Annotated in this window: 20 protein-coding genes; 9 read left to right on the top strand and 11 right to left on the bottom strand. The window is 69.9% G+C overall.

The window, feature by feature from the left end; all coding sequences use genetic code 11:
- Positions 1-160: 160 nt before the first annotated feature.
- The 5 genes from FEK34_RS04135 to FEK34_RS04115 form a co-directional block, all read right to left on the bottom strand.
- The gene (locus tag FEK34_RS04135; RefSeq protein WP_138446529.1) at positions 161-2,635 is read right to left on the bottom strand and encodes an FAD-dependent monooxygenase; all 2,475 of its coding nucleotides are present in this window, start codon (positions 2,633-2,635) and stop codon (positions 161-163) included.
- Positions 2,636-2,986: 351 nt separating this feature from the next.
- Positions 2,987-4,345: a bifunctional RNase H/acid phosphatase gene (locus FEK34_RS04130; protein ID WP_138446528.1), complete on the bottom strand. Its 1,359-nt coding sequence runs from the start codon at positions 4,343-4,345 to the stop codon at positions 2,987-2,989.
- Positions 4,346-4,383: 38 nt separating this feature from the next.
- Entirely contained in the window at positions 4,384-5,121 is a 738-nt protein-coding gene (locus FEK34_RS04125) for a zinc ribbon domain-containing protein (protein WP_138446527.1), read from the bottom strand.
- 116 nt (positions 5,122-5,237) lie between these two features.
- Positions 5,238-5,999, bottom strand: a complete 762-nt coding sequence (locus tag FEK34_RS04120; protein ID WP_138446526.1) for an ABC transporter permease — start codon at positions 5,997-5,999, stop codon at positions 5,238-5,240.
- Positions 5,996-7,270, bottom strand: a complete 1,275-nt coding sequence (locus FEK34_RS04115; RefSeq protein ID WP_138446525.1) for a glycosyltransferase — start codon at positions 7,268-7,270, stop codon at positions 5,996-5,998. The genes FEK34_RS04120 and FEK34_RS04115 overlap by 4 nt, the downstream gene beginning before the upstream one ends.
- A gap of 72 nt (positions 7,271-7,342) precedes the next feature.
- Here FEK34_RS04115 and FEK34_RS04110 point away from each other — a divergent pair, with 72 nt between their 5' ends.
- The gene (locus tag FEK34_RS04110; RefSeq protein ID WP_138446524.1) at positions 7,343-9,907 is read left to right on the top strand and encodes a cytochrome P450; all 2,565 of its coding nucleotides are present in this window, start codon (positions 7,343-7,345) and stop codon (positions 9,905-9,907) included.
- 145 nt (positions 9,908-10,052) lie between these two features.
- On the opposite strand, the gene FEK34_RS04105 is transcribed toward FEK34_RS04110, so the two are convergent.
- Positions 10,053-10,619, bottom strand: coding sequence for a GlcG/HbpS family heme-binding protein (locus tag FEK34_RS04105; RefSeq protein ID WP_138446523.1), 567 nt, complete (start codon positions 10,617-10,619; stop codon positions 10,053-10,055).
- A 209-nt stretch (positions 10,620-10,828) separates the two neighbouring features.
- On the opposite strand from FEK34_RS04105, the gene FEK34_RS04100 reads away from it, so the two are divergent.
- Together FEK34_RS04100 and FEK34_RS04095 are read left to right on the top strand one after the other, a co-directional pair.
- Positions 10,829-11,998 (top strand): sensor histidine kinase, encoded by a 1,170-nt coding sequence (locus tag FEK34_RS04100; RefSeq protein ID WP_138446522.1) that lies wholly within the window; start codon positions 10,829-10,831, stop codon positions 11,996-11,998.
- Positions 11,995-12,630 carry a response regulator gene (locus tag FEK34_RS04095; RefSeq protein ID WP_138446521.1) on the top strand — a complete coding sequence of 212 codons (636 nt, stop codon included), beginning with the start codon at positions 11,995-11,997 and terminating at the stop codon, positions 12,628-12,630. The genes FEK34_RS04100 and FEK34_RS04095 overlap by 4 nt, the downstream gene beginning before the upstream one ends.
- A gap of 57 nt (positions 12,631-12,687) precedes the next feature.
- On the opposite strand, the gene FEK34_RS04090 is transcribed toward FEK34_RS04095, so the two are convergent.
- Positions 12,688-13,335, bottom strand: a complete 648-nt coding sequence (locus tag FEK34_RS04090) for a DUF4097 domain-containing protein (protein ID WP_138446520.1) — start codon at positions 13,333-13,335, stop codon at positions 12,688-12,690.
- Between the two features lie 239 nt (positions 13,336-13,574).
- Here FEK34_RS04090 and FEK34_RS04085 point away from each other — a divergent pair, with 239 nt between their 5' ends.
- Genes FEK34_RS04085 through FEK34_RS04075 form a run of 3 tightly spaced genes read left to right on the top strand, consistent with a single transcriptional unit; the run spans position 13,575 to position 14,862 of the window.
- Entirely contained in the window at positions 13,575-14,150 is a 576-nt protein-coding gene (locus tag FEK34_RS04085) for a dihydrofolate reductase family protein (protein WP_138446519.1), read from the top strand.
- A gap of 33 nt (positions 14,151-14,183) precedes the next feature.
- Positions 14,184-14,567: a DUF5313 family protein gene (locus FEK34_RS04080; RefSeq protein WP_283206581.1), complete on the top strand. Its 384-nt coding sequence runs from the start codon at positions 14,184-14,186 to the stop codon at positions 14,565-14,567.
- Between the two features lie 7 nt (positions 14,568-14,574).
- A complete protein-coding gene (locus FEK34_RS04075; RefSeq protein ID WP_138446518.1) occupies positions 14,575-14,862 on the top strand; it encodes an MGMT family protein in 288 nt (95 codons plus the stop codon).
- Between the two features lie 67 nt (positions 14,863-14,929).
- On the opposite strand, the gene FEK34_RS04070 is transcribed toward FEK34_RS04075, so the two are convergent.
- Complete coding sequence (locus FEK34_RS04070) at positions 14,930-16,048, bottom strand: Nif3-like dinuclear metal center hexameric protein (protein ID WP_138446517.1); 1,119 nt, start codon at positions 16,046-16,048, stop codon at positions 14,930-14,932.
- A gap of 458 nt (positions 16,049-16,506) precedes the next feature.
- The gene (gene cobC, locus FEK34_RS04065; protein WP_138446516.1) at positions 16,507-17,571 is read right to left on the bottom strand and encodes an Rv2231c family pyridoxal phosphate-dependent protein CobC; all 1,065 of its coding nucleotides are present in this window, start codon (positions 17,569-17,571) and stop codon (positions 16,507-16,509) included.
- Between the two features lie 133 nt (positions 17,572-17,704).
- On the opposite strand from cobC, the gene FEK34_RS04060 reads away from it, so the two are divergent.
- Positions 17,705-18,208 (top strand): low molecular weight protein-tyrosine-phosphatase, encoded by a 504-nt coding sequence (locus tag FEK34_RS04060; RefSeq protein WP_171048040.1) that lies wholly within the window; start codon positions 17,705-17,707, stop codon positions 18,206-18,208.
- Positions 18,208-19,119 carry an SURF1 family cytochrome oxidase biogenesis protein gene (locus tag FEK34_RS04055; RefSeq protein ID WP_138446514.1) on the top strand — a complete coding sequence of 304 codons (912 nt, stop codon included), beginning with the start codon at positions 18,208-18,210 and terminating at the stop codon, positions 19,117-19,119. Before FEK34_RS04060 ends, FEK34_RS04055 begins: the two co-directional genes overlap by 1 nt.
- 11 nt (positions 19,120-19,130) lie before the next feature.
- On the opposite strand, the gene FEK34_RS04050 is transcribed toward FEK34_RS04055, so the two are convergent.
- A complete protein-coding gene (locus tag FEK34_RS04050) occupies positions 19,131-19,952 on the bottom strand; it encodes an SDR family NAD(P)-dependent oxidoreductase (RefSeq protein ID WP_138446513.1) in 822 nt (273 codons plus the stop codon).
- A 106-nt stretch (positions 19,953-20,058) separates the two neighbouring features.
- Between FEK34_RS04050 and FEK34_RS04045 the strand changes: the two genes are divergently transcribed.
- Complete coding sequence (locus FEK34_RS04045) at positions 20,059-20,649, top strand: TetR/AcrR family transcriptional regulator (protein WP_138446512.1); 591 nt, start codon at positions 20,059-20,061, stop codon at positions 20,647-20,649.
- A gap of 286 nt (positions 20,650-20,935) precedes the next feature.
- On the opposite strand, the gene FEK34_RS04040 is transcribed toward FEK34_RS04045, so the two are convergent.
- A complete protein-coding gene (locus FEK34_RS04040) occupies positions 20,936-21,859 on the bottom strand; it encodes a cobalamin biosynthesis protein (RefSeq protein ID WP_138446511.1) in 924 nt (307 codons plus the stop codon).
- Positions 21,860-21,978 lie beyond the last annotated feature (119 nt).

Below are 21,978 nucleotides of genomic sequence, written 5' to 3'. Positions count from 1 at the left end.
GTGCGGCCAGGTTCGGACCCGCTGCCGGCGTCGGCGGGTCACGGCGCTGTGATCACGCGGGGACGCCAGAGCAGTCGTCCGTATCGATCGAAGGTTGTGGCGATGACGGCCCGGGGACTGCCGGGCCGCCACGCGGTTGTCGGACGGTGAACGATCTGTCTCAGATCGCTGACAGCAGCGCCCGGATGCTCTCGTCGGCAAGCAGTTCGGCCCGTTCGGCCGACACCGCGGGTTCCACGTAGCCGACGTTGAACGACAGCTGTCCGTGGGTGGCATTGGCGGTCGCCATGATGAAACCGCTCACCGACATGCCGGAGACGAACTGCGCCTCCGACAGTCGCCAGGCACCGATCTTGTCCGGGACGTCGTACTGTCCCAGATAGGTCATGCACAGGTGGCCGGGACCGCGACTGTCCATCAGCTTCACCGTCGAAGCGCTGGCCGCCACGGACTTCGGGCCGACCGCCTGCAGCAGGTTCAGCGCCGACATGTGGTCACGGCGCGCCATCCGCTCGCGGTAGGCGCCGTCGATCTCCCCGGCCAGCTGCCACAGCGACGCCCACGGCGCGTAATTCGCCATGGTCGCGATCATGCCCTGGTAGGAGCCGACTTCGGCATCGGAGACCACACCGTCCAGATGCGAGCGGAAGTTCACCGAGCTGCCCACCGTGTACGGTGCCGCACCCGTGGTTCCGGCCTCGCGGGCTGCCCCGACCAGCAGCGCCGCCGACAGCACCGACTGCAGGCTCACGCCGCGGGACTCGCACCCGGCCAGCAGCGCGTCGAGACGGTCGCCGTCGAGCTTGCGGTGCACCACGCGGCTGCGGCGCTGTGCGGACGGCACCAGCGTGATCGGTTCCAGCCGCCGCGGCTTGCGCAGCATCGCCAGCTGGTCGCGCAGCTGCGCGCCGATCATCTTGCGGGTGCCGCTGCCGCCCCGGTACTTCGCCGGGAACAGCGACTCCGGGCCCGGCCGCACCGGGCTCACCGGCAGCTCGCCGGCCTCACCCGCGGCGACCTGAAGGATCTGCTTGGCCACTGTCATCGCCGATTCGCCGTCGGCGATCGAGTAGTGCAGGGTGACCACCAGATCCGCGCTCTGGCCTGCCGGGTCGGTGATCAGCACCGCGCGGCCCAGCGGGCCCTGCTGCCAGTCGAACGGCTCGCGCAGCTCGACCTCGTCCGTCTCGGACAGCCAGGCGTCGGGGTCGGCGGATTCCACCACGCGCAGCGGCAGCGGACGATCGGTGGGCACGAACTCCGGTTCGGTGCCATCCGGATTCGCCGCGATCGCCACCCGCAGCAGCGGATGTCGGCGCTGCACTTCGTCCAGGCCCTTGCGGATCTGCTCGGCGGTGACGGTGCCGTGCACCCGCACCCGCGACAGGATGTGCAGCGGCGCCAGCTGATCGGCGATCCAGTGCCAGCGCTCCATCGGCGACAACGCACGCGGCAGGTCGACGCTCGGGCCGCCCAGTTCCGGGAAGCCCATGGGCTTGGCCAGGTTGTTCAGGAAGAACGCCTCCGGCGCGCGGCGGAAGTAGGCGTCGCGCACCGCGACGGCCTTGTCGTTGTCGGTCTGCTCGACCTTGGCCAGCTGCGCGGAACCGTTGACGAACATGGCGGTGCGGTCGGCGCGCAGCTGCTCGTAGCGGCGCAGCCCGGCCACCGGGTCCAGCGAGTTGGCGAGGGTGTGCGCGAGGACGACGGCGTCTTCGATGGCCGAGTTCGCCCCCTGTCCCAGACTGGGCAGCATCGGATGCGCGGCGTCACCGAGCAGGGTGACCCGGCCGCGACCGAGTTCGGCCAGCGGCGGCCGGTCCTGCGCGGGCACGGCCAGCACATCCGACCATTCGGTCTGCTCGATGCAGGCGCGCACCTCGGGCGCCCATCCGGCGTACAGGCGCAGCAGATCGTCCTTGGTGCCCTGCCAGTCGGCGGCCTCCTCGCCCGGCATGGTCATCGTGCCCCACCAGTACACCCGGCCGTGGCCGATGTCGTGGATGCCGAAACGCATTCCGGTGCCCCAGTAGTGGGCCGAGGCCCCACGCGGAACGCGGGGATGCTCGAACGGGATACAGGCCAGCCAGCACACGAAATTGCCCGGTCGCGGCTCGGACCGGCCGTGCAGCTGGGCGCGCACCATGGAGTGGATGCCGTCGGCGCCGATCAGCAGATCGCCCTCGGCCTCGCGGCCGTCGGCGAACTCGACCCGGACGCGATCACCGTCATCGATGAAACGCGTGGCCTGGGCGCCGGTGAAGGTCGGCGTGTCGCCGATCGCGCGCACCAGCGCCGCATGCAGATCGGCGCGATGCAGCGCGACCGCGGGCGCACCGAGCCTGGCGTCGAGCTTGTAGACGGGCAGCTCCCGGATCAGGGTGCCCTCCGGCTTGCGGAACTGGAAGGTCTCGACGCGGCCGCCGCGCTCGAGCAATTCGGTGTCGAGTCCGAGGTCGAGGCTGCGCAGCGCGTTGATCCCGTTGGCCTGTACCGAAAGACCGAATCCCTGCGCCCGCAGCTCGGGGCCCGCCTCGTAGAGCTCGACCCCGAACCCGGCATGTCGCAATGCGGCGGCAGTGGTGAGTCCGCCGATCCCCGCCCCTAGTACAACTACCTTGATCGGACTGCTCATCGAACCTGCACTCTCGTAGACCACTAGGCAGCACAGAGCGGATTCATCCCTCGAAACCACTGGTGAGCAGCATTACTCGCCGATCGTCACCCCCGACAGCGCTGACCGGGAACCCAACACCCTTCCCCGATCAGACAGGCCGGACGGGACGCCTGTGCCTGACCGGTCCGAAGCGTACCGCGATCCTCTAAATTCGACCAATACAAGCGGGATTGACCGGCCGTAGTAGTTGCCATGCGCAATTACGTTGGAGTTCGGCAGAATTCACCGCGCACGCTGGGGATTAACCAATCCTCCAAAACATCACGCGCCCCATGGTGAGGGCACACTACGTCAGTTGCCGCACGCGAGTTATAGATAGCTCGTATCGTTGACCAACCGCACCGACGAGCCCCCGTCGGGGTAGAACTCGGCGATAGACAGCGACGCCAGGTCCAGATGCAGCCGGTAGAGCAGGGACGGACCGACCCCGAGCGCGAGTTGCAGCAGCGTCTTGATCGGTGTGACATGGCTCACCACAACGAGATTCGCGCCGGGATAGAGCGCGACCAGATCGCGTCGCGCCGCCTCGACACGCTCGCGCACCTGGTCGAAGCTCTCCCCGCCCGGAGCGGGCACCGACGGATCACCGAGCCAGTCGGAGTGCAGTTGCGGGTCGCGCTCGACGGCCTCGGCGAAGGTCAGCCCTTCCCAGTCACCGAAATCGGTTTCGATGAGGCCGTCGCAGATCTGCATCGGCACCCCGAGCGCGGTCGCCGCCGCCTCGGCGGTTTCCTGAGCGCGGCCCAGCGGTGAGGAGATCACCGCCGTGATATCGCCCTTGGCGGCCAGCATCTTCGCCGCACGCGCCGCCTGTTCCCGGCCGAGCGCGGTGAGCGGTGGATTACCGCGACCGGAGTAGCGGCGTTCGACCGACAGTTCGGTTTGGCCGTGGCGCAGCAGCAGGAATCGGGTGGGGCGGCCACTCAACCCGGTCCAGCCGGGCGGTGGTTGCTTGGCGGCCACGAGTGGTTCGCGCGGGCTTTGCGAACCTGTCGCCGAAGTTTCGCCGGGCGGCGCGGCTTCGCGCACCTCATCGATCCAGCTCGGCAGCTCGCGTTCGATGCCGGCAGCTGACCCGGAGTCGGAGGACGTCGGATCGCCGACACCTCGGGAGGTCTGCTGGGCCTCGGCGTCCGGCACCGATTCGGGTGGTGGCGCCGCTGCGCGATCGGGCTGCGCGGGTTCTTGCCGACCGGCCCCACCGAGCGCGGTCGGCGCGTGCCCGGCCTCGCGCGCGGTGCGTACCTCGTCGACCAGACCGCCGTCGTCCATGGCGACATTGGCCAACCGGTCCGCGTGCGAATTCTCCGCGCGCGGAATCCACTGGAAACTCACCCGATCGAACCCCGCGACCAGGCGTTTGGCCCGGTCGGCCAGCGGGATCATGGCCGCGTGCTTGACCTTCCAGCGGCCCGACATCTGCTCGACCACCAGCTTGGAATCCATCCGCACGGTCACCTCGCGGGCGCCGAGTTCGGCGGCGGCCTCGAGCCCGGCGATGAGCCCGCGGTATTCGGCGACATTGTTGGTGGTGACGCCGAGGAATTCCATCCGCTCGGCGAGGATGCGGCTGTGGCCGGCGTCGAAGACGACGGCGCCGTACCCGGCGGGGCCGGGGTTGCCGCGCGAGCCGCCGTCGGCTTCGACGATCACCTCACGCACGGACACCACTGCCACCTCCTCGCTGCGCACTCACCGACCCGGACTCACAGACCCGACTCTTTGGTCCGGACCATGATCGCGCCGCACTCCGGGCAGCGCACCACGACCTCCGGTGCGGTCTTGGCGATGCGGGCGATCTCGCCGCGATCGAGTTCGATCCGGCACGCGCCGCAGCGGCGGGCTTGCAGCAGCGCGGCGCCGACGCCGTGCTGGGCACGTTGCCGGTCGTAGATGGCCAGCAGTTCGTCGGGGAAGGCGCCGACCAGCTCGGCGCGATCGCGGTCGCAGCGGTCCTGCGCGACGTTCAGGTCGGCCACGGCCTCGTCGCGGGCGCGCTTGGCCGTTTCCAGATCCTCGTCGGCCTTGCTCAGCCGGGCGCCCGCGTGGTCGTGGTCGGCGGCGGAGGCCTCGCGGCGTTCCATCACCTCGAGCAGATCGTCCTCGAGTACCGAGCGGCGCCGCTCCAGGCTGCCGAGTTCGTGCTGGAGCTCCGACAGCTGCTTGGCGCCGACCGAGCCGGAGGTCAGCATGGCGCGGTCGCGTTCCTCACGCTTGCGCACGGCCTCGATCTCGCCTTCGAGTTTGCGGATGTCGCGGTCCAGGTCGTCCAGCACGATCTCCACGGCCACCGCGGCGTCTTTCTGCGCGTTGCGCTCGGCCTCGAGCCGGTCGACCTCCTGCTGCTCGGGCAGTACCGTGCGCCGGTGCGAGATTCGGGTCAGCTCGGCGTCGACGGCGGCGAGCTTCAGCAGCTTGGCCTGGATCGGTGGTTCGACATTCAACGCGGACAAACTCCTGACAACGCTGTGGACGGATAGAAGCTCAACCGTACCGCGCCGACCAGCCGATACCCGCCACCCGTTGGGATCGGCCACGAACCGGGTCGTGACGTGGGCGGTTACCGGCGGGCCAGGGCCGCGAACTGCACGCTCGCGCCCACGAATCCGGCGACCCCGAGGCCGACGCACCACGCCACCGCGATGCCGGCGTGGGCGCCGGTGCCGGTGCCGTCGAGCAGCCCGCGCACCGTCTCCACCACCGGGGTCGCCGGCTGGTGTTCGGCGAAGCCGCGCAGCCAGCCCGGCATGGTGGAGGTCTGCACGAACGCGCTGGAGATATAGGGGATGAACATGATCGCGTAGGTGAGCCCGCCCGCCGCCTCCGGATTCTTGGCGACCAGGCCGAGCGCGACCGCGATCCAGCACACCGCGGTGACGAACAGCGCGATCATCAGCGCCGCCGCCACCCACCCCAGCGGACCGGCCTCGGGCCGGTAGCCGAGCACCACCGCCACCGCCACCGCGATCCCGATCGCGACCATATTCCGCACCACGCCCTCGGCGACGTGGCCGGCCAGCACCGCCTGCCGGAACATCGGCAGCGTGCGGAACCGGTCGACGCTGCCGTTGGTCATATCGGTGGACACGCCGGTGGCGGTGATCGAGGAGGCGAACCCCGCGCACAGCAGCATGATGCCCGGCACCACATAGTCCAGGTACGGTCCGCCGACGTTGATCGCGCCGCCGAACACATAGGTGAACAGCAGCATGATGAGGATCGGCATCAGCAGCGAGATGATCAGCGTGTCGCGGCTGCGCAGCGTCTTGCGGGCGCAGCGCTGGAACATGGTGGCCGTATCGGCGACAACGTGCCCGATCACCGGCCCGCGGCCTCGATGACGTCGGCGGCGCGTGCGCTGGCACCCTCGGTGATCAGCGTCGCGGCGAACTCCCGCGCCCGCGCCGTGCGCTCGGGCGTGAGCACCGACCGCAGTTTCTCCTCCAGCGCGGCCTCGGTGAGCCGGGTGAAGCGCAGATGCGCGCCGACCCCCAGTCGCTCGACCTGCCCGCCCCACATCGGCTGCTCGAACGACACCGAGCACACCAGCGTCGGCAGTCCGGCGCGCAGACTTTCGAACAGCGTTCCGACACCGCCGTGGTGCACCGCGGCCGCACAACGCGGGAAGACGACGTCATGCGCGAATGGCCCGACCACCTTGACGTGCGCACCCACCTCGGCGTCGACGTCCAAATCACTCCACCCCACACTCACCAGCGCCCGCACCCCCAGCCGGGCCGACACCTGCGACACCATCGCCAGCACCGAGGCCATATCGCGGATCGGCATGCTCCCGAAGCCGAAGAACACCGGCGGATCGCCGGCCTCGACCCAGGCCAGGATGTCGTCGTGATCGTCGGCGAGCTCACCGACGGCCGCACGAGTCTGCTGATCGAGGGTGAGGAAGCCGGTGAACGGCCGCCGCTCACCCCACTCCTGGGCCAGGCCCGGCACCAGCGCCGGATCGTAGATCTGGATCTCGGGCACCTTCGCCTTCGCCAGCACCGCGGCAGTGCTCGCGTACGACTTCGGCAGGCCGAGGCGCCCGCGCAGTTCGTTCAGGTAGCGCGCGAACACCACCCGGCGCAGATTCTCGGCCAGCACCCACGTGGTGCGATTGACCAGTGCGGGCGGATCCCAGTGCGGCGGCAGCGCGCCGGGGAACGGATACCGGCCGGTGTAGCGGCACGGGTAGTAGTGCACGCTCACCAGCGGCACATTCATCGCCTCGGCCACCGAACTGGCGCGGTCCTCGGTGACGGTGGTGGCGACGATCAGTTCGGCGTCGGCGCACACATCGATGACTTCCTGATTCATCTGCGCCGCATACCCGGCCATCTGCCGCCCCACCAGCTGCATCAACCGGAAGGTGCTGCCCGCCGCCAGCGCCTGCTGCCCTTCGGGCGAACTGTAGAGCTGTTGGATATCGGGACCGCAAGCGCGGGCGGTGAGCCCCGCGTCGGTGACGAAGTCGACCAGATTCGGTGGCGCGCCGATCAGCACATCGTGCCCGCGGCCTTCGAGTTCGCGTCCCAGCGCGACGATCGGCTGCACGTCGCCACGGGTTCCCGTGAGAGGGATGGCAATCTTCACTCGCGCTTCTTTCGGTATCGCCCGCCCGCCGATGCGGTGCGTCTACTCGTGATGCCTCGGTACAGTGACATTGTGCACATCGCGATGTTCATGGATTACCACCCGGCCACGCTCGGTGGTGTCCAGACGGCGGTCGATTCGCTGTGCCGGGGGCTGGAAAAAGCAGGTCACCGCGTCACGCTGTTCGTCGCGCCGCTCGCGGGCGCTCGGGTGGAAACCGCCGCGAACGTGGTGGAACTCGAGGCCGTCCCGGTCGCGGTGAACGGTTTCCCGATGGTGCTGCCCAGCAAGCGCAATGCCCGCCGCATCGATGACGCCTTCGCCGCGCGCGGCCCGGTCGACGTGGTGCACACCCACACCACCTACGGTGTCGCCATCGCGGGCATGAAAGCCGCACGGCGGCATCGCCTTCCGCTGGTGCACACCGCGCAGAGCCGCGACGACGCGTTCATCGAGCACACCTCCCCCGCGCCCTATCCGGCCGCGCTGGCCCTGCGGGTCTTGCATGGACGTTTCGTCCCGCACCGTCATCACATGCCGCATCGCGCGGAAAGCCGTGCGGCGCGCCATGCCTGGTGGACCATCTCCGCGCAGGCCCAGGCCGCCGACCGGGTGATCGCACCGACCAGGCATTTCGCGGATCTGCTTGCCGATCACGGAGTGACGCGGCCGATCCGGGTGGTGTCCAACGGCGTCGACGACGCGCTGGTCGACAGTCGCTCGGGTGCGGACTACTCGCACGCCGAATCCGGTCCGTTGCAACTGATCTGGTGCGGCAGACTGTCGACGGAGAAGCGGCCGCTCGAAGCGATCGACGCGGTGCGCAGGACACCCGGCTGCACGCTGGACATCTACGGCGAGGGCGACCAACGCGAGGCCGCCGCTGCGTTGATCTCCGAACACCGACTCGGCGATCGAATCCGGTTACACGGCAGGGTGACTCAGTCCGAATGCCTCAACGCCATGGCCAAGGCCGACGCGTTGCTGTTCCCGTCCTCGGGTTTCGACACCCAGGGCATGGTGCTGCTGGAAGCCGTCGCGGTGGGATTGCCCGTCATCTACTGCGATCCCGCGCTGTCGGAATCGGTGCCCGCAGGCGGCGGGATCCGCACCGCCGATCCTTCAGCGGCCGGGATCGCGGAAACGTTGTCCCGGCTGGCGAGTGATCGCACCGCACTGGCCGACATGCGCGCGGTGCAGTCCAAACACAGCGACGGAGTGCGGCAGTCCCGGCAGATCGGCGCGATCACCGAGGTCTACCGTCAGGCCATCGAGGAGGCCGCCGCGAGCCCGGAACAGGTGATGCCGCGCAGCCTGGCCGATATCCCCACCGCGCCCGGCGGTCTGCCGCTCGTCGGCCACAGCCTGCGCGCGCTACGTGACGCGCCCGGATTCGTGACCTCGCTGTCGGAACTCGGACCGATCGTGCGGCTGCACTTCGGCCAGAAGACCGGATACCTGCTCACCACCCCCGATCTGGTGCGTGAGGTCGGGTTGGGTGAGGCGGAGTTCAATCGCGAGGATCTACGCGAGGCGATCAAGGACGTGGCCGGTGGTTCGGTGAATGTGCTGCGCGGCGCCGAACACAAGCTGCGCCGCCGGATGATCGCACCGGCCCTGCGTCAGAGCAGGCTGGCCGAATACACCAGGGCCGCAGCCGATATCGCCGACGCGTGGTCATCGAGCCTGCCCTCGGGCACCACGGTGAACCTCATGGACGAGGCGCACGGACTGGTCCTCGACACCGTGTCCTCCACCCTGTTCAAGGCCAGTTTCAGCGATTCGGCCCGCCGCGAGATCCGCGACAATGTGCCGTGGCTGCTCAGCCAGGTCATCATCCGCACCGCCATGCCACCGCAGATCCGCAGGCTGCGGGTGATCGCGAACTGGCGGTGGGAACGCAAATCCCGGCATCTGCGCGGCGCCATCGGCGATGTGATCGCCGAATACCGCCGCCGCGACGAAGATTTCAACGATGTGGTGTCGGCGCTGATCCGCCACCGCGACGACGAAACCGGCGCCACGCTGTCCGACGAGCACATCATCGACGAGGCGATCCTTATGCTGGCAGGCGGCGTCGGCTCGATGGCCTCGCTCGCGGGCTGGCTGTGGCATGAGGTGATGCGCAGGCCCGAGGTCGCCGAGCGGCTCTACCGCGAACTCGACGAGGTCGTCGGCTCCGGGCCGGTGCGCGCCGATCACATCAACTCGCTGCCCTACCTGAAGCAGATCGTGTCGGAGACGATTCGGTACTGGGGTCCGTGGATCAGCGCCGCCACCGCCGACGGCGACGTCACCATCGGCGGCGTCACCATCCCGGACGGCACCGCGGTCATGTTCAGCCCGTACATGGTGCAGCACGACAAGCGCTACTACCCCAACCCCGAAGCCTTCGACCCCGACCGCTGGTCCCCCGCCCGCGCCGAGGAGATCGACAAGAAATCCAGCCTGTCCTTCGGCGTGGGCCGCCGCCGCTGCCTCGGCGACCACTTCGCCATGCTGGAGATCACCCTCGCCTCCGCCGCCTTCTTCGCCCGATGGAAGCCGACACCGGACCCGGATTACGTTGTGCGGGCGTCGAATCGCGATTTCGTGCTCTCACCGTCGGCATTGCCGGTGACGCTGGCGCCGCGATAGACCGACTGCCGGCGGAGGCGGGCTGCGCGACCACCGCGTAGCGGAGGAGGACGGTGCGAGCGCCGGCGAGCGAACCGCGCGCCGGATCGGCCGTCGGTGCTGCGACGCCGGAAGCGCGCGCCGCGAGCCAGGCATTCGCAGGGTGTCAGTCGCGCAGCGTTGCCGCACCGGCCTGCGCGAACTTCTCATCCAGGTCACCGCTGGGCGCTCCCGCGACGCCGATCCCGGCGATCGGCGATCCCTCGACGGCCACCGGGGCGCCGCCACCGAGGAACAAGGTGCCGGGGATATCGGCCAGCTGCGGAGCGGAGTCGAGGCGCTCGGCCAGCGTCGATGTCGGCGCGTTCCAGGAGACGGCGGTGTAGGCCTTCTTCTCCGCCGACTCGTAGGACTGCGGGCCCGCACCGTCGCCGCGCAGCGTCACGATGGTGTTGCCGTTGCGGTCCACCACGGCCACGCTGACGCGCTGATTCTCCTTGCGGGCGGCGTCCATGGCCGCCTGCGCCGCCTCGGTCGCGGCATCGATGGTGAGATGCGCGCTGTGGGCGATATTGCCCGCGGCGGCATTCACCGCGACCGGCGCCACCTGCGCCTGCTGCGGGGTATCGGCATCGACGGAGACGATCCCGACGGTGCCCGCCGCGATGGCGGCGACGGCGGCGCCGCCGATGGCGATCCGGGTGCGGGTGGCCAGGGTGCTTCGCGAGTTCATGGGGTCTCCTCGTGTCGGTGAACGGCGGTCGCCATTCGGTTCACCATCAATCCTCGGGGCCTGCCGGGGGTTTGCCATCGACTCCGCGGCTCGCCTCGAGCGGATGACCGGCCGATACCGGGGTCATCCGATCGGTTGACCCCGCCACCGCGACGCGCACGGCAGAATGAATGTGTTTGCCCAGTTCGACGCGCGGTGAGGAGGTGGCGATGCCCGAGGGGTCCACGACCGATCAGGGCGAGGAGCGCGTGCTCGCCATCGTCATGCACGTCACCTTCTATGTGTTGCTGGGCGCCTCGCTGGCACGGTTCCTGATCCGCCATCCCGGTAGTCCGCAGTCCGGCTGGGTGCTCGCGCTCTCTGGGGTGCTCGCGCTGCTCTACGTGGCGGGAGCGCCGCGCGACAGACGCGGGCTGGTGTGGTTCGCGCTGCTCGTCGCCTGCTGGGCAGTGCTGGTGGTGCTGGCGCCCAGCTTCGCCTGGTGCGCGGTGCCGTTGCTGTACACCGGTTTTCGGATTCTGTCCGTGCGCGTCGCGGTCGGCCTGGTGGTGGTGCTCACCGGTCTGGTGGTGCTCACGCAGGTGCGGCTCGCCGGCTGGGGTGATCCGAATCTGTTGCTCGCACCGCCCGCGGTCGCGGCGGTGACCACGGCGCTGTTCGTGCAGATGCGGCGCCACACGGTGCGCCAGGCCGGCCTCATCGATGATCTGCTGCGCACCCGGCAGGAACTGGCCGCCACCGAACGCCGGGAAGGCACGCTGGCCGAACGGCAACGCCTCGCCATCGAAATCCACGACACCGTGGCGCAGGGTCTGTCGAGTCAGCGCATGCTGCTACAGGCCGCCGACCGGATCTGGGACAGCGATCCCGCACGCGCGCGCTCACATGTGCGCACCGCCGCCACCGTCGCCGAACAGAATCTCGCCGAAGCCCGCCGCTTCGTGCACGATCTCGCGCCCGCCGATCTCGCCGCGACCGGTTCCCTGGACGCCGCCCTGCGTGCCCTGGCCGAGCGCGAGAACTCCGACGACCTCGCGGTGCGCTACGTCATCGACGGCGCACCCGTGGAGTTGCCCGGCCGGATCGAGGCCACCGTGCTGCGCATCGCACAGGGCGCGCTGGCCAATATCCGCGAGCATGCCGCCGCCCGCACCGCCACCCTGACCCTCACCTATCTCGACGATCGGCTGCTGCTCGACATCGCCGACGACGGCCGCGGATTCGATCCCGCCGCCGCGGACGGCTCCGGCCGCGATCGCGGCTACGGCCTGCCCGCCATCCGGGCCCGCCTCCAGCAGCTCGGCGGCACCCTGACCATCGAGTCCGCGCCCGGTGAAGGCTCCGTACTCTCGGCCGCGATCCCCCTGGAGCGAGGATGACGAATCCGGCTGTGCGCCTGCTGATCTGCGATGATCACGTCGTCGTCCGGGCGGGCCTGCGGGCACTGCTGGACAGCGCGCCCGATATCGAGGTCATCGGCGAAGCGGGCAGCGGCGCCGAAGTGGTGACGCTGGCCGGCGCGCTGCACCCCGACGTCGTCCTGATGGATCTCCAGCTCGGCGGCGACTTCGACGGCGTGGAAGCCACCCGCCGGATCACCGCGCTGCCCGAACCGCGCCCGCATGTGCTGGTCCTCACCACCTTCGACACCGATGCCGACATCACCCGCGCCATCGCCGCGGGCGCCACCGGCTATCTGCTCAAAGCCGAACCACCGGACGAACTCTTCGCCGCCATCCACACCGCCGCCGCCGGGCGCACCGCCCTGTCGGCGCCGGTGGCCGGCCGGGTCATGGCCCGCATGCGCGACCCGCGGCCCGGGCTCACCACCCGCGAAACCGACATCCTCGCCCAGCTCGCGCACGGCCTCGGCAACCGGGAGATCGCCAAGGCCCTGCACATCAGCGAGGCGACGGTGAAGACCCACCTCGGCCGCATCTACGCCAAGCTCGGCGTGGATACGCGAGCGGCCGCGGTGGCCGTCGCCAAAGAGCAGCGGCTGCTCGGCTGAGACGGCGGCTGCTCGGCTGAGACAGCGGCTGCTCGGCTGGCACGGCGGCTGCTCGGCTCAGGCGGCGACGGAGTGCCCGATCGTGACGTTGCCGTAGGTGTTTCGCGCGAACACTCGCACGACGTCCTCGTCCCGGACGGTCTTGTCGACCGGCGCCATCGTGTTCTGAACCGTGCCGCACAAGGCGCGGGTCTCCAGCTGGGCCGCGACACCCGGGCGGATGCCGATGTCGAGGTTGCCCATGGAGGTCTCCAACCGCAGCACACCGCGCGACGCCTCGCCGATCCGGATGCTGCCCATATCGGTTTTCGCCGTCACCGAACCGCGCGGGCGCTCGACCGTGATGTCACCGGCGGACACCTTCAGATCGCATTCACCGAGCTCACCGGCACCCAGAATGCGGCCGGCCGCGGTGGTGGCGTCGAGCCGGGAGCCGGCAGGCACCTCGATGCTCACCTGGATCGAGGGGCACCCGCGGAACCGGGCGAAGTCGCGCCAGCCGCGCGTGTGCTGCTTCACCGTCAGTTTCCCGGCGACGAAATCGACCCGGACCTGCTCGGCGGCGCGCACGTCGTCCTTGTCGGCCGGGTCGGTGGGCCGGATCTGCACGACGGTGTCGCTGCGGTCCGACGCGGTGACGGTGACATCGCCGCAGGCCACGTCGATGTCGACGGTGATGGGGTCGGGGGTCTGGAAGGTGGGCATGGGTTCTCCTCGGGTCGATGCACATCCGCTTCGTTGTACGTAGATGTATACGTATAACGAGCGGCTGCGGTCGACTATACGTAGATGTATACGTACACGCAAGGATCGTTTTCTCGGAACGCGCGATTTCCGGGCTGTCACCGGATTCGGCGTCGATGCGCGCGGTGTGAGCCGATGAGTTCGGGCGCGGCGCTCCGTCTGCATCCATAGACCGATCAACTCGACCCGAGGAGAACCCCATGGCCGCCACCTACACCTTCGATGTCTTTTCCAGCCTGGACGGCTACGGCGGCGTCAATGGCGGTGATTGGGGTGGTTACTGGGGCAAACAGGGGCCCGAACTGCTCGACCACCGCCTCTCCCTGTACGCCACGGAACAGCGAATGGTGTTCGGAGCCAACACCTACCGCACCTTCACCGAGCTCCTGGCCTCCGGCACCGAAGAGATCGGCGACCCGTGGGTCACCCGGATGTGGAACCTGCCGGCGACCGTGGTGTCGAACACGCTGACCGAACCGCTCGATTGGCCCGACGCGACGGTCGTCAGCGGTGACGCGGTCGACGTCGTAGCGCGGCTCAAGAAGGAATCCGACGTGCCGCTGCGCTCACACGGCAGCCTGTCGATGAACCGTGCCCCGATGGCCGCGGGCCTCGTCGACCGTCTCCAGGTGACGATCTTTCCCGTGATCACCGGCCGCACCGGCGACGACCCGCTGTTCGCCGGCGCCGCCGACTTCGACCTCGAACTGATCGAATCCCGCACCCTCGACGGCAATATCCAAGAACTCACCTACCGCCCCACGCTGCACCCCTGACACCGCGCACCGACCTGGGGATACGCTCGGTGGGTGACCAGCGCCCCGGCAACCCCGAGCTTCCCGCAGCGGATGCGGTACATCTGCGGCGCCACGCTGCCCGCGTCGATGACCGAGTGGGTGATCGACGATCTCACCGGGCCGGGGGCCGCACGCCGCTACCTGACGCGCATCTTGGTGCCGATCATAGTGCCGTTGTGCCTGTTCCTGCTCATCCCCGGGCCGCTGTGGATGGGGCTGGCGATGATGGCGCTGCTGTATTTGCCGCTGATCTACTTCACGGTCGCGTTGATGTATGTGTACCGGCGGCACCGGCTGGCCAAGCACGGGCTCGATCCGGCGCTGGCGGATGTGCGCGAGCGGCAGAAGGGTGCGGCCGAGCGGGAAGCCTACGAGCGGCGGCACGGGCGGACCTGAAGTGGCGATGAGCATCGTCGATGACGTGCGCGAGGCGGTCCTGGCCATCGCCCCCGGAACGGTCGCGTCCTACGGCGATATCGGCCGGTCGATCGGCGTCCACCCGCGACAGGTCGGGCGGGCGATGAGCCTGCTCGATGACGGTGTGCCGTGGTGGCGGGTCGTCCATGCGGACGGCACACCAGCCACCTGCCATGGCGGTACCGCGCCGGAATTGCTTGCCCGCGAGGGCATTCCGATGCGGGGAGCGCGGGTGGACATGGATCGCGCCCGTGGAGTGGTGTGCTTCGGATAGTCGGCCCGTGCGATGGACCAGACGCACATGCCCTCAGCGATGGATACCAGCGGAGGCGCCGTCTCCCTTACGAAGCCGACACCGTCCACGGGTCCGTGCGCAAGGTCGATACCCGCGTCTCGAGGTCCGGAAGCCCTGCTCGTACAACGGATTCAGCTTGCCCACACCACGGGAACTCGGTAGCCCAGTGCGCGGCGTCGATCAACGCGGGCCCATGGCGGCGCAGGTGTTCGTCGGCGGGATGGTGTCGCAGGTCGGAGGTGAGGTAGGCGTCGACCTTGCGGCGAGTGACAGTATCCAAATACGAGTCGCCCGCGCCGCCGCACACCGCGACGGTCTGGATGAGCCGCTCCGGGTCACCGGCCGCACGCACACCCCACGTGGTCTTCGGCAGCGCGGCCGCGGCACGGGCGGTGAAGGCGCGCAAGGTTTCCGGCTCGGGCAGCGTGCCGATGCGGCCGATTCCCAGACTGCCGGGCAGGGCCGCGCGTTCGGTGACGTGGAACGCCGGCTCCTCATAGGGGTGGGCGGCGCGCAGCGCGGTGAGGACGGCGCTGCGCGCGGCCGGTGGAGCGACGAGTTCGATGCGGTCCTCGTCGACGTACTCGATCTCACCGATGGTGCCGATGGCCGGTTCGGCGCCGTCCATCGGCCGGAACTGGCCGATCCCCGCCACCTTCCAGGCCGCCTCCCGATACTTGCCGCTGCCCCCGGCACCGGCAGCGAACAGCGCCGCCAGCACCCGATCGGTCTCGGTGCGCGGCACCTGAACCACCCACTTGTCCACGACGGCAGCCGGTTGCGGATCGAGCGGCCCGGTGACGGTGAGCCCGAGCGCTTCGGCGAGCGCGTCGGACACCCCCGGGTCGGCCGAATCGGCATTGGTGTGCGCACTGAACAACGCACAGCCCGAACGGATCAGCCGATGCAGCAGTGCGCCTTTCGCCGTGTCGGCGGCGACGGTATCCACACCCCGCAGCAACAGCGGATGATGCACCACGAGCGCCTGCGCACCCCACTCGATCGCCTCGTCGACGACGGCCGCCGTGGCGTCGACAGCGAAGACCACCCGCCGCACCGCCTCGCCCGGATCGCCGCACACCAGCCCCACCGAATCCCACGATTCGGCCAGCTTCGGCGGATAGGCCGCATCCAGCACCTCGATGAGTTCCGCCAGCGTCGTCACCGCTCAACCTCCATCGTCCGACTCGATCACAGCCATCTTCCCCCGGGGCCGGCCCACCGCAGCGGCAGCCCCGCACGTGCGCCCGCCGATGGTCCGCTTCGCGGCGGCCGAACCTGTGCGGCAGCCACCGGCCGTTCCTCGGCCTCGCGCAGCAGGTAATGGGAGCGCCGGACGATGACGGGCCCGGCATGTTCCCACCGAGGGGATGTCGCCGCCCACCTCTGAGCGACAAATTTCCCACCTCTGGGCAACGATGCCCGAGTTGTCGCTCAGAGGTGGGCGAAACATAGTCCTGTCAGGCAGCACCGAGCCCCACTGCCAGATCGCCGCAATCCGCCGAGATCCACCTCGCCGCCGCAGAACGGCCGAGTCCCGGCCGCCCGCTGCCCGCCCGCGGATATCCAGCTCGCCCTCGCTGGACAGCGGCCGCCGAGTCCGGGTTGCCGCCGATATCCGACTCACCATCGACGCCGGACACGATCAGCGCGCGCCGTCGCGTCCCGAATCGCCGCGATCAGTCGATCGACCTCGGGTGCCGCGCGAACGGCCAAGCGCAGGTGGTCGGCGTCCAGCCCGGGAAAGGTATCCGCACGACGTACCGCTATCCCGTTGTCGGCCAGATGTTTACGAAGCAGCACACCATCGCGCACCCGGATGAGCAGGAAGGGACCGAACGCCGGGGTGTGGACGTCGATGCCGAGGGCGGCCAGCCGGTCGGCCATCGCCGTGCGGTGGTGCGCGATCTGCTCGGCCTGCGCGCGAGTCTCGGCGAGTGCGTGCGGTTCGGCGGTCGCGGCGATCGCTTCCAGCTGCAACGTCCCCAACGGCCAATGTGGACGACCGTGCGCAAGGCGGGCCAGCAGATCGGGCGCACCGAGGACATATCCACACCGCAGCCCGGCCAGCGCCCAGGTCTTGGTGAGACTGCGCAGGACCAGGACGTCGGGCAGGGATTCGGCGGCCAGCGATTCGGGCTCACCCGGGACGGCGTCGGCGAAGGCCTCGTCGACGACGATGACGCGGCCCGGGCGGCGCAGGGCGCGGAGGGTGTCGGCGGGGTGCAGCACCGAGGTGGGGTTGGTGGGATTGCCGAGCACGACGAGGTCGGCGTCCTCGGGCACCTGCCCCGGATCCAGCGCGTAGGGCGGCGCCAGCACCACCCGCGTCACCGTGACGCCGGCCTCGCGCAAGGCCAGCTCCGGTTCGGTGAACGACGGATGCACGACCGCCGCCAGCCGTGGCGCCAGCCGGGGCAGCATCGCGAACCCTTCGGCGGCGCCGGCCAGCAGCAGGACCTCCTCGGGGGCGCGTCCGTGACGGGCGGCGACAGCGGCGCGAGCCACGCGCTCGTCCTCGGCACTCGGGTAGCGGCCGAGGTCGTCGAGGCGGGCGGCCAGACGGGCACGCAACCAGTCCGGCGGGGCGCTGCCCTGCACGTTCACCGCGAAGTCGAGCAGCCCGGGGCGGGCATCCACGTCGCCGTGGTGGCGCAGGGCGGCGAGGTCGATGCGGTCGGCGGACACGTCTTCACACCCTACGGGCCGGATCGCACACCCCACCGGCCGAGATTGCCGACTCGGTCGTTTGATCGATCCAGCAGGTCGGTACCTTGGTTTGCGTGTTCTACATGGTGTGCGCTCCCCACGGTGATCGGTGATGTCGATGCCGCTCGAGCTCGTCTTCGTGTGTACGGGCAACATCTGCCGCTCCCCGATGGCGGAGAAGATCCTCGCCTCGCACCTGTACCGGGCGGGGCTGGCCAATCGCGTCCGGGTCAGCAGCGCGGGCACCACGGCCTGGCACGTCGGCGCCGACGCCGACCCACGCACCAACGCGACCCTGCGCAGGCACGGCTACCCGACCGGTCACGTCGCCGCCGTCTTCGGTGACGGTCACCGCGACGCCGATCTGGTCATCGCCATGGACTCCGGCCACGACCGCGAACTCGCCCAGCTCGGCGTCCCGTCCGAGCGGCGCAGGCTGCTGCGCAGTTTCGATCCCGACGCCGACGGCCTCGACGTCCCCGACCCCTACTACGGCCCCGACTCGGGCTTCGAACTGGTCCGCGATCAGATCGAAGCCGCCGTCCCCGGCCTGCTCGACTGGGTGCGCCTGGCGCTGGCCGCCGCCCCGGAACCGATTGCCGACGGAGGACGCTGATGCGCCGGTTGGCGTTCCTGCTGCGACCCAGCTGGCTGATCCTTGCCGTGCTGGTCGCCGCGTTCGCCTACCTGTGTTTCACCGTGCTCGCGCCGTGGCAGCTCGGGAAGAACACCGACACCTCCGAGCGCAATCAGCTCATCGCCGAGTCGGTGGACGCCGAGGCAGTCGATGTCACGACGGTGTTCGACGGTGACGCCACCGAATGGCGTCGGGTCATCGCCGAGGGCAGCTACGTCCCGGATTCGACGGCACTGGTGCGGTTGCGCCATCTCGACGGCGCGCCCGGTTACTCCGTCCTCGCCGCGTTCCGGCTGACCGACGGACGCATCCTGCTGGTCGATCGTGGCCTGGTGGGCGCGGTCGAGGGCTCGCGCCCGCCGCAGGTCGAGCAGCCGCCGACCGGAACCCAGCGCATCGAAGCCCGGATCCGGCATTCGGAAGGTGTGAGCGCGGACAAGCTGCCGACCGTGCAGGACGGCTACCGCCAGGTCTATTCGATCGACACCGGCCAGGCCGCCGAGGTACTGCAATTGCCGATCACCGCGCTGCCGACCGGCGAGCGCGGCGGCTACCTGCAACTGACCGAGAACCAGCCCGGCGCCTTCACCCCCACCCCGCTCCCCCAGCTCGACGCAGGCCCCTACCTGTCCTACGGACTGCAATGGCTGGCCTTCGGCATCATGGCGCCGCTGGGCCTCGGGTACTTCATGTGGGCCGAGCTCCGGGAACGTCGCAAGGAGCGCGCGGCGAACGCCTCGGCGCCGTCAGAGGTCGTGGCGGCCGGGCCGCCCGCCGACGAGTCCGACCGCTCCGCCGCGGGCGACGAGCCGGCCCGAGCCGAGCCCGCACCCGCCAAGGTGTCCAACGAAGCACGACTCGCCGACCGTTACGGGCGCACCCGCAAGTAGGCGAGGCCGGCTCAGCCCGGCGCCATCCGGCTGAGGTGCTCCCACTCGCGGTACCCATCGACCCTGGCCGCGTCCAGCTCCAGCACCTGGTCGAAGGACTTGCCGCCCACGATGATCCGTCGTGGCGGCTCGGCGAGGTTCGCCAGTACCAGGATGACCGGTGCGGCGGTGCTCGGCTCCGGTCCGGCGTCCTCGCCCCACATCTCGGCCAGTTCCGCCCGCAGGGATTCGTACTGCGGTGCGGGCTCGGTGGCGGTGATCCCGGCGGTGAACAGGCCGGTCGAGTAGCCGCCCATCTCGACGATGGTGACCTTGATGCCGAACTGCTCGACCTCCATCGCCAGCGCGGCGCTGACCGAATCCAGCGCGACCTTGCCCGCGCCGTAGAAGCCGACGGAGGCGAAGCCGCCCACGCTGCCCATCGAGGTGATCTGCAGGATCCGGCCGCCGCCCTGGGCGCGCAGATGCGGGACCACGGCCTGCGATACCCAGATCGCGCCGAAGAAGTTCACGTCCAGGTGGGCGCGGATCTGCTCCTCGGTGGCCTCCTCCACCATCCCGTAGAGCATGCCGCCGGCATTGTTGACCACGACATCGAGCCGGCCGAAGGCGGCCACAGCGCGCTCCACTCCATCGAAGACCGCGGCGCGATCGGAGACGTCGAGCGAGAGCGGCACCAGATCGCCCGGGTACTTCTCGACCAGATCGTCGAGCGGTTCGATATTGCGGGCCGCGGCCACCACCCGGTCCCCTGCAGCGAGGGCCGCCTCGGCGAATGCCCTGCCCAGGCCTCGTGAAGCACCGGTAATGAACCACACTTTGGCGGTCGTCATATCGCCCTCCTTCCATTCGAGACGGTCCGTCTCGTCTCGATAAGCGTGCACGACGCGATCCAGATTGTCAAGACGGACCGTTCCGTCTCGGTGCTAACCTGGGCACATGCCAGATTCGGAGAAGAATTCCCGGCGCAGCGAACGCTCCCGGCAGGCGATCCTGGCCGCCACCCGCGCGCTCATCGACGAGGTCGGCTACGCGAAGACCTCCATCGAGGCCATCGCCGCGCGCGCGGGCGTCGGCAAGCAGACGATCTACCGGTGGTGGCCGTCCAAGGGCGCGGTGATCTTCGATTCCTTCCTCGCGCTCAGCGAAGGAAGCGATCACGAGATGACCCTTCCCGACACCGGCGACCTGCGCGCCGACCTACGGCAGGTGATGCGCGCGACCGTCGCCGAATTCGCCGACCCGGCCTTCGAGAAACCGATCCGGGCGCTCAATACCGAGATCATCAACGACCCGAACCTGGCCGAGCTGTACCGCGACAAGCTGGCCCGCCCCGTCGACGAGGCCAAGAAGGCGCGCCTGCGCAGCGCCCAGGACGCCGGCCAGCTCGCCGCCGACGCCGACCTCGACCTGGTCCTGGAAGTCCTCTACGCCCCGCTGTTCCAGCGCTGGTTGCTCCGAACAGGGCCGCTGACCCCGGAATACGCCGACTCCCTTGTCGAGCTCACTCTTCGCGCCTTCGCCCCCTGACCGTCGGTGTCCAGGCGCACTCACCACGCACCGTCGCACCCCACCGGCGGAGCCTGCACAACAACCAGGCGTCTCGCCTCCGCACCAGCACTGCCGACGTCCGGCCGACCCGCGCCCGCCGTCGCAGCACAGGCGGCGACCGCCATGCCGCCCGGCGACACCCCTGGCGGCAGCTGACCGCGAGGCGGAGGCAGCATGCGCCGCGCTGGCGCCCTCGCCCGCAGCGCGGAGCCGCAGGGGAAGGCGGAGTCTCCGGAGATCATGGACGACCCGAAGGTTCGGAGGTTCAGCGACGCAGGCGGATCACCGACACACCGGCGAGTACGACCACCGCGGCGAGCTGCACCGCTTCCGACATCCGCACCGCGCGACGCAGATCGGGCACGCTGGGCGCCGGACCGTCACCGAGGACGGGCCGCTGCTCGATGCCGTGCCGGTAGTGGGTGGTCCCGCCGAGACGGACACCGAGCGCGCCCGCCATGGACGCTTCGACCACGCCCGCGTTCGGACTGGGGTGGTCGGCGGCGTCGCGGCGCCACGCCCGCCAGGAGCGCGCGGGTCGCCCGCCGATCAGCGGTGCGAGCGCCACGGTGAGCAGGCCGGTGAGCCGGGCGGGCGCAAGGTTGGCGACGTCGTCGGTGCGGGCGGCAGCCCAGCCGAAGCGGTGATAGCGGTCGTTGCGGTAGCCGATCATCGCGTCGAGGGTGTTGATCGCGCGGTAGCCGAGCAGCCCGGGAACCCCGGCCACGGCGCCCCAGAACAACGGCGCGACGGTCGCGTCGGAGGTGTTCTCCGCGATGGATTCCAGGGCCGCGCGGGCGAGTCCGTCGGCGTCGAGCGCTTCCGGGTCACGCCCGCACAGTGACGGCAGCAGCGCCCGCGCGCCCGCGATATCGCCGGATTCGAGCAGTTCGGCCATCTGCCGCCCGGTCCGCGCCAGGCTGCGTCCGCCGAGCACCGTCCACGTCGCCAGCGCCGTCGTGACGACTCCCCCACGCGCCAGTACCACCCCCGCGCCGGTCACCGCGCCGACGAGCACCGCCTCATGCACCACCCCGGCGGCCCGCCGATCCGCGTAGGTCACCGATTCCACCGCCAGTGCCGCCGAACCGAACCCGGCCACCGGATGCCAGCGGCGTGGGTCGCCGAACACCCGGTCCAGCGCGAACCCCAGCAGCAACCCCGCCGCCCTCGACCCAGCCCTACCCACCCCGCGACCCTAACCAGCGCGGACTGTGACCGATCCACCAGGTCACCGCGGCCGGATATCCACCGTCCCCGGGTCGGCGCCGGGCGTGATCCCGATCCGGGATCTGATCGTGGGCGAAG

Source organism: Nocardia cyriacigeorgica (assembly GCF_005863245.1).
Classification (GTDB): domain Bacteria; phylum Actinomycetota; class Actinomycetes; order Mycobacteriales; family Mycobacteriaceae; genus Nocardia; species Nocardia cyriacigeorgica_C.
This window is presented reverse-complemented; position numbering and strand designations above follow the sequence as displayed.

Bases quoted from the DNA above. Each gene is read 5' to 3' on its own strand.
- FEK34_RS04135 (WP_138446529.1), bottom strand. From the start codon at position 2,635: ATGAGCAGTCCGATCAAGGTAGTTGTACTAGGGGCGGGGATCGGCGGA.
- FEK34_RS04105 (WP_138446523.1), bottom strand. From the start codon at position 10,619: ATGAACTCGCGAAGCACCCTGGCCACCCGCACCCGGATCGCCATCGGC.
- FEK34_RS04100 (WP_138446522.1), top strand. From the start codon at position 10,829: ATGCCCGAGGGGTCCACGACCGATCAGGGCGAGGAGCGCGTGCTCGCC.
- FEK34_RS04095 (WP_138446521.1), top strand. From the start codon at position 11,995: ATGACGAATCCGGCTGTGCGCCTGCTGATCTGCGATGATCACGTCGTC.
- FEK34_RS04090 (WP_138446520.1), bottom strand. From the start codon at position 13,335: ATGCCCACCTTCCAGACCCCCGACCCCATCACCGTCGACATCGACGTG.
- FEK34_RS04085 (WP_138446519.1), top strand. From the start codon at position 13,575: ATGGCCGCCACCTACACCTTCGATGTCTTTTCCAGCCTGGACGGCTAC.
- FEK34_RS04075 (WP_138446518.1), top strand. From the start codon at position 14,575: ATGAGCATCGTCGATGACGTGCGCGAGGCGGTCCTGGCCATCGCCCCC.
- FEK34_RS04060 (WP_171048040.1), top strand. From the start codon at position 17,705: ATGTCGATGCCGCTCGAGCTCGTCTTCGTGTGTACGGGCAACATCTGC.
- FEK34_RS04055 (WP_138446514.1), top strand. From the start codon at position 18,208: ATGCGCCGGTTGGCGTTCCTGCTGCGACCCAGCTGGCTGATCCTTGCC.
- FEK34_RS04050 (WP_138446513.1), bottom strand. From the start codon at position 19,952: ATGACGACCGCCAAAGTGTGGTTCATTACCGGTGCTTCACGAGGCCTG.
- FEK34_RS04045 (WP_138446512.1), top strand. From the start codon at position 20,059: ATGCCAGATTCGGAGAAGAATTCCCGGCGCAGCGAACGCTCCCGGCAG.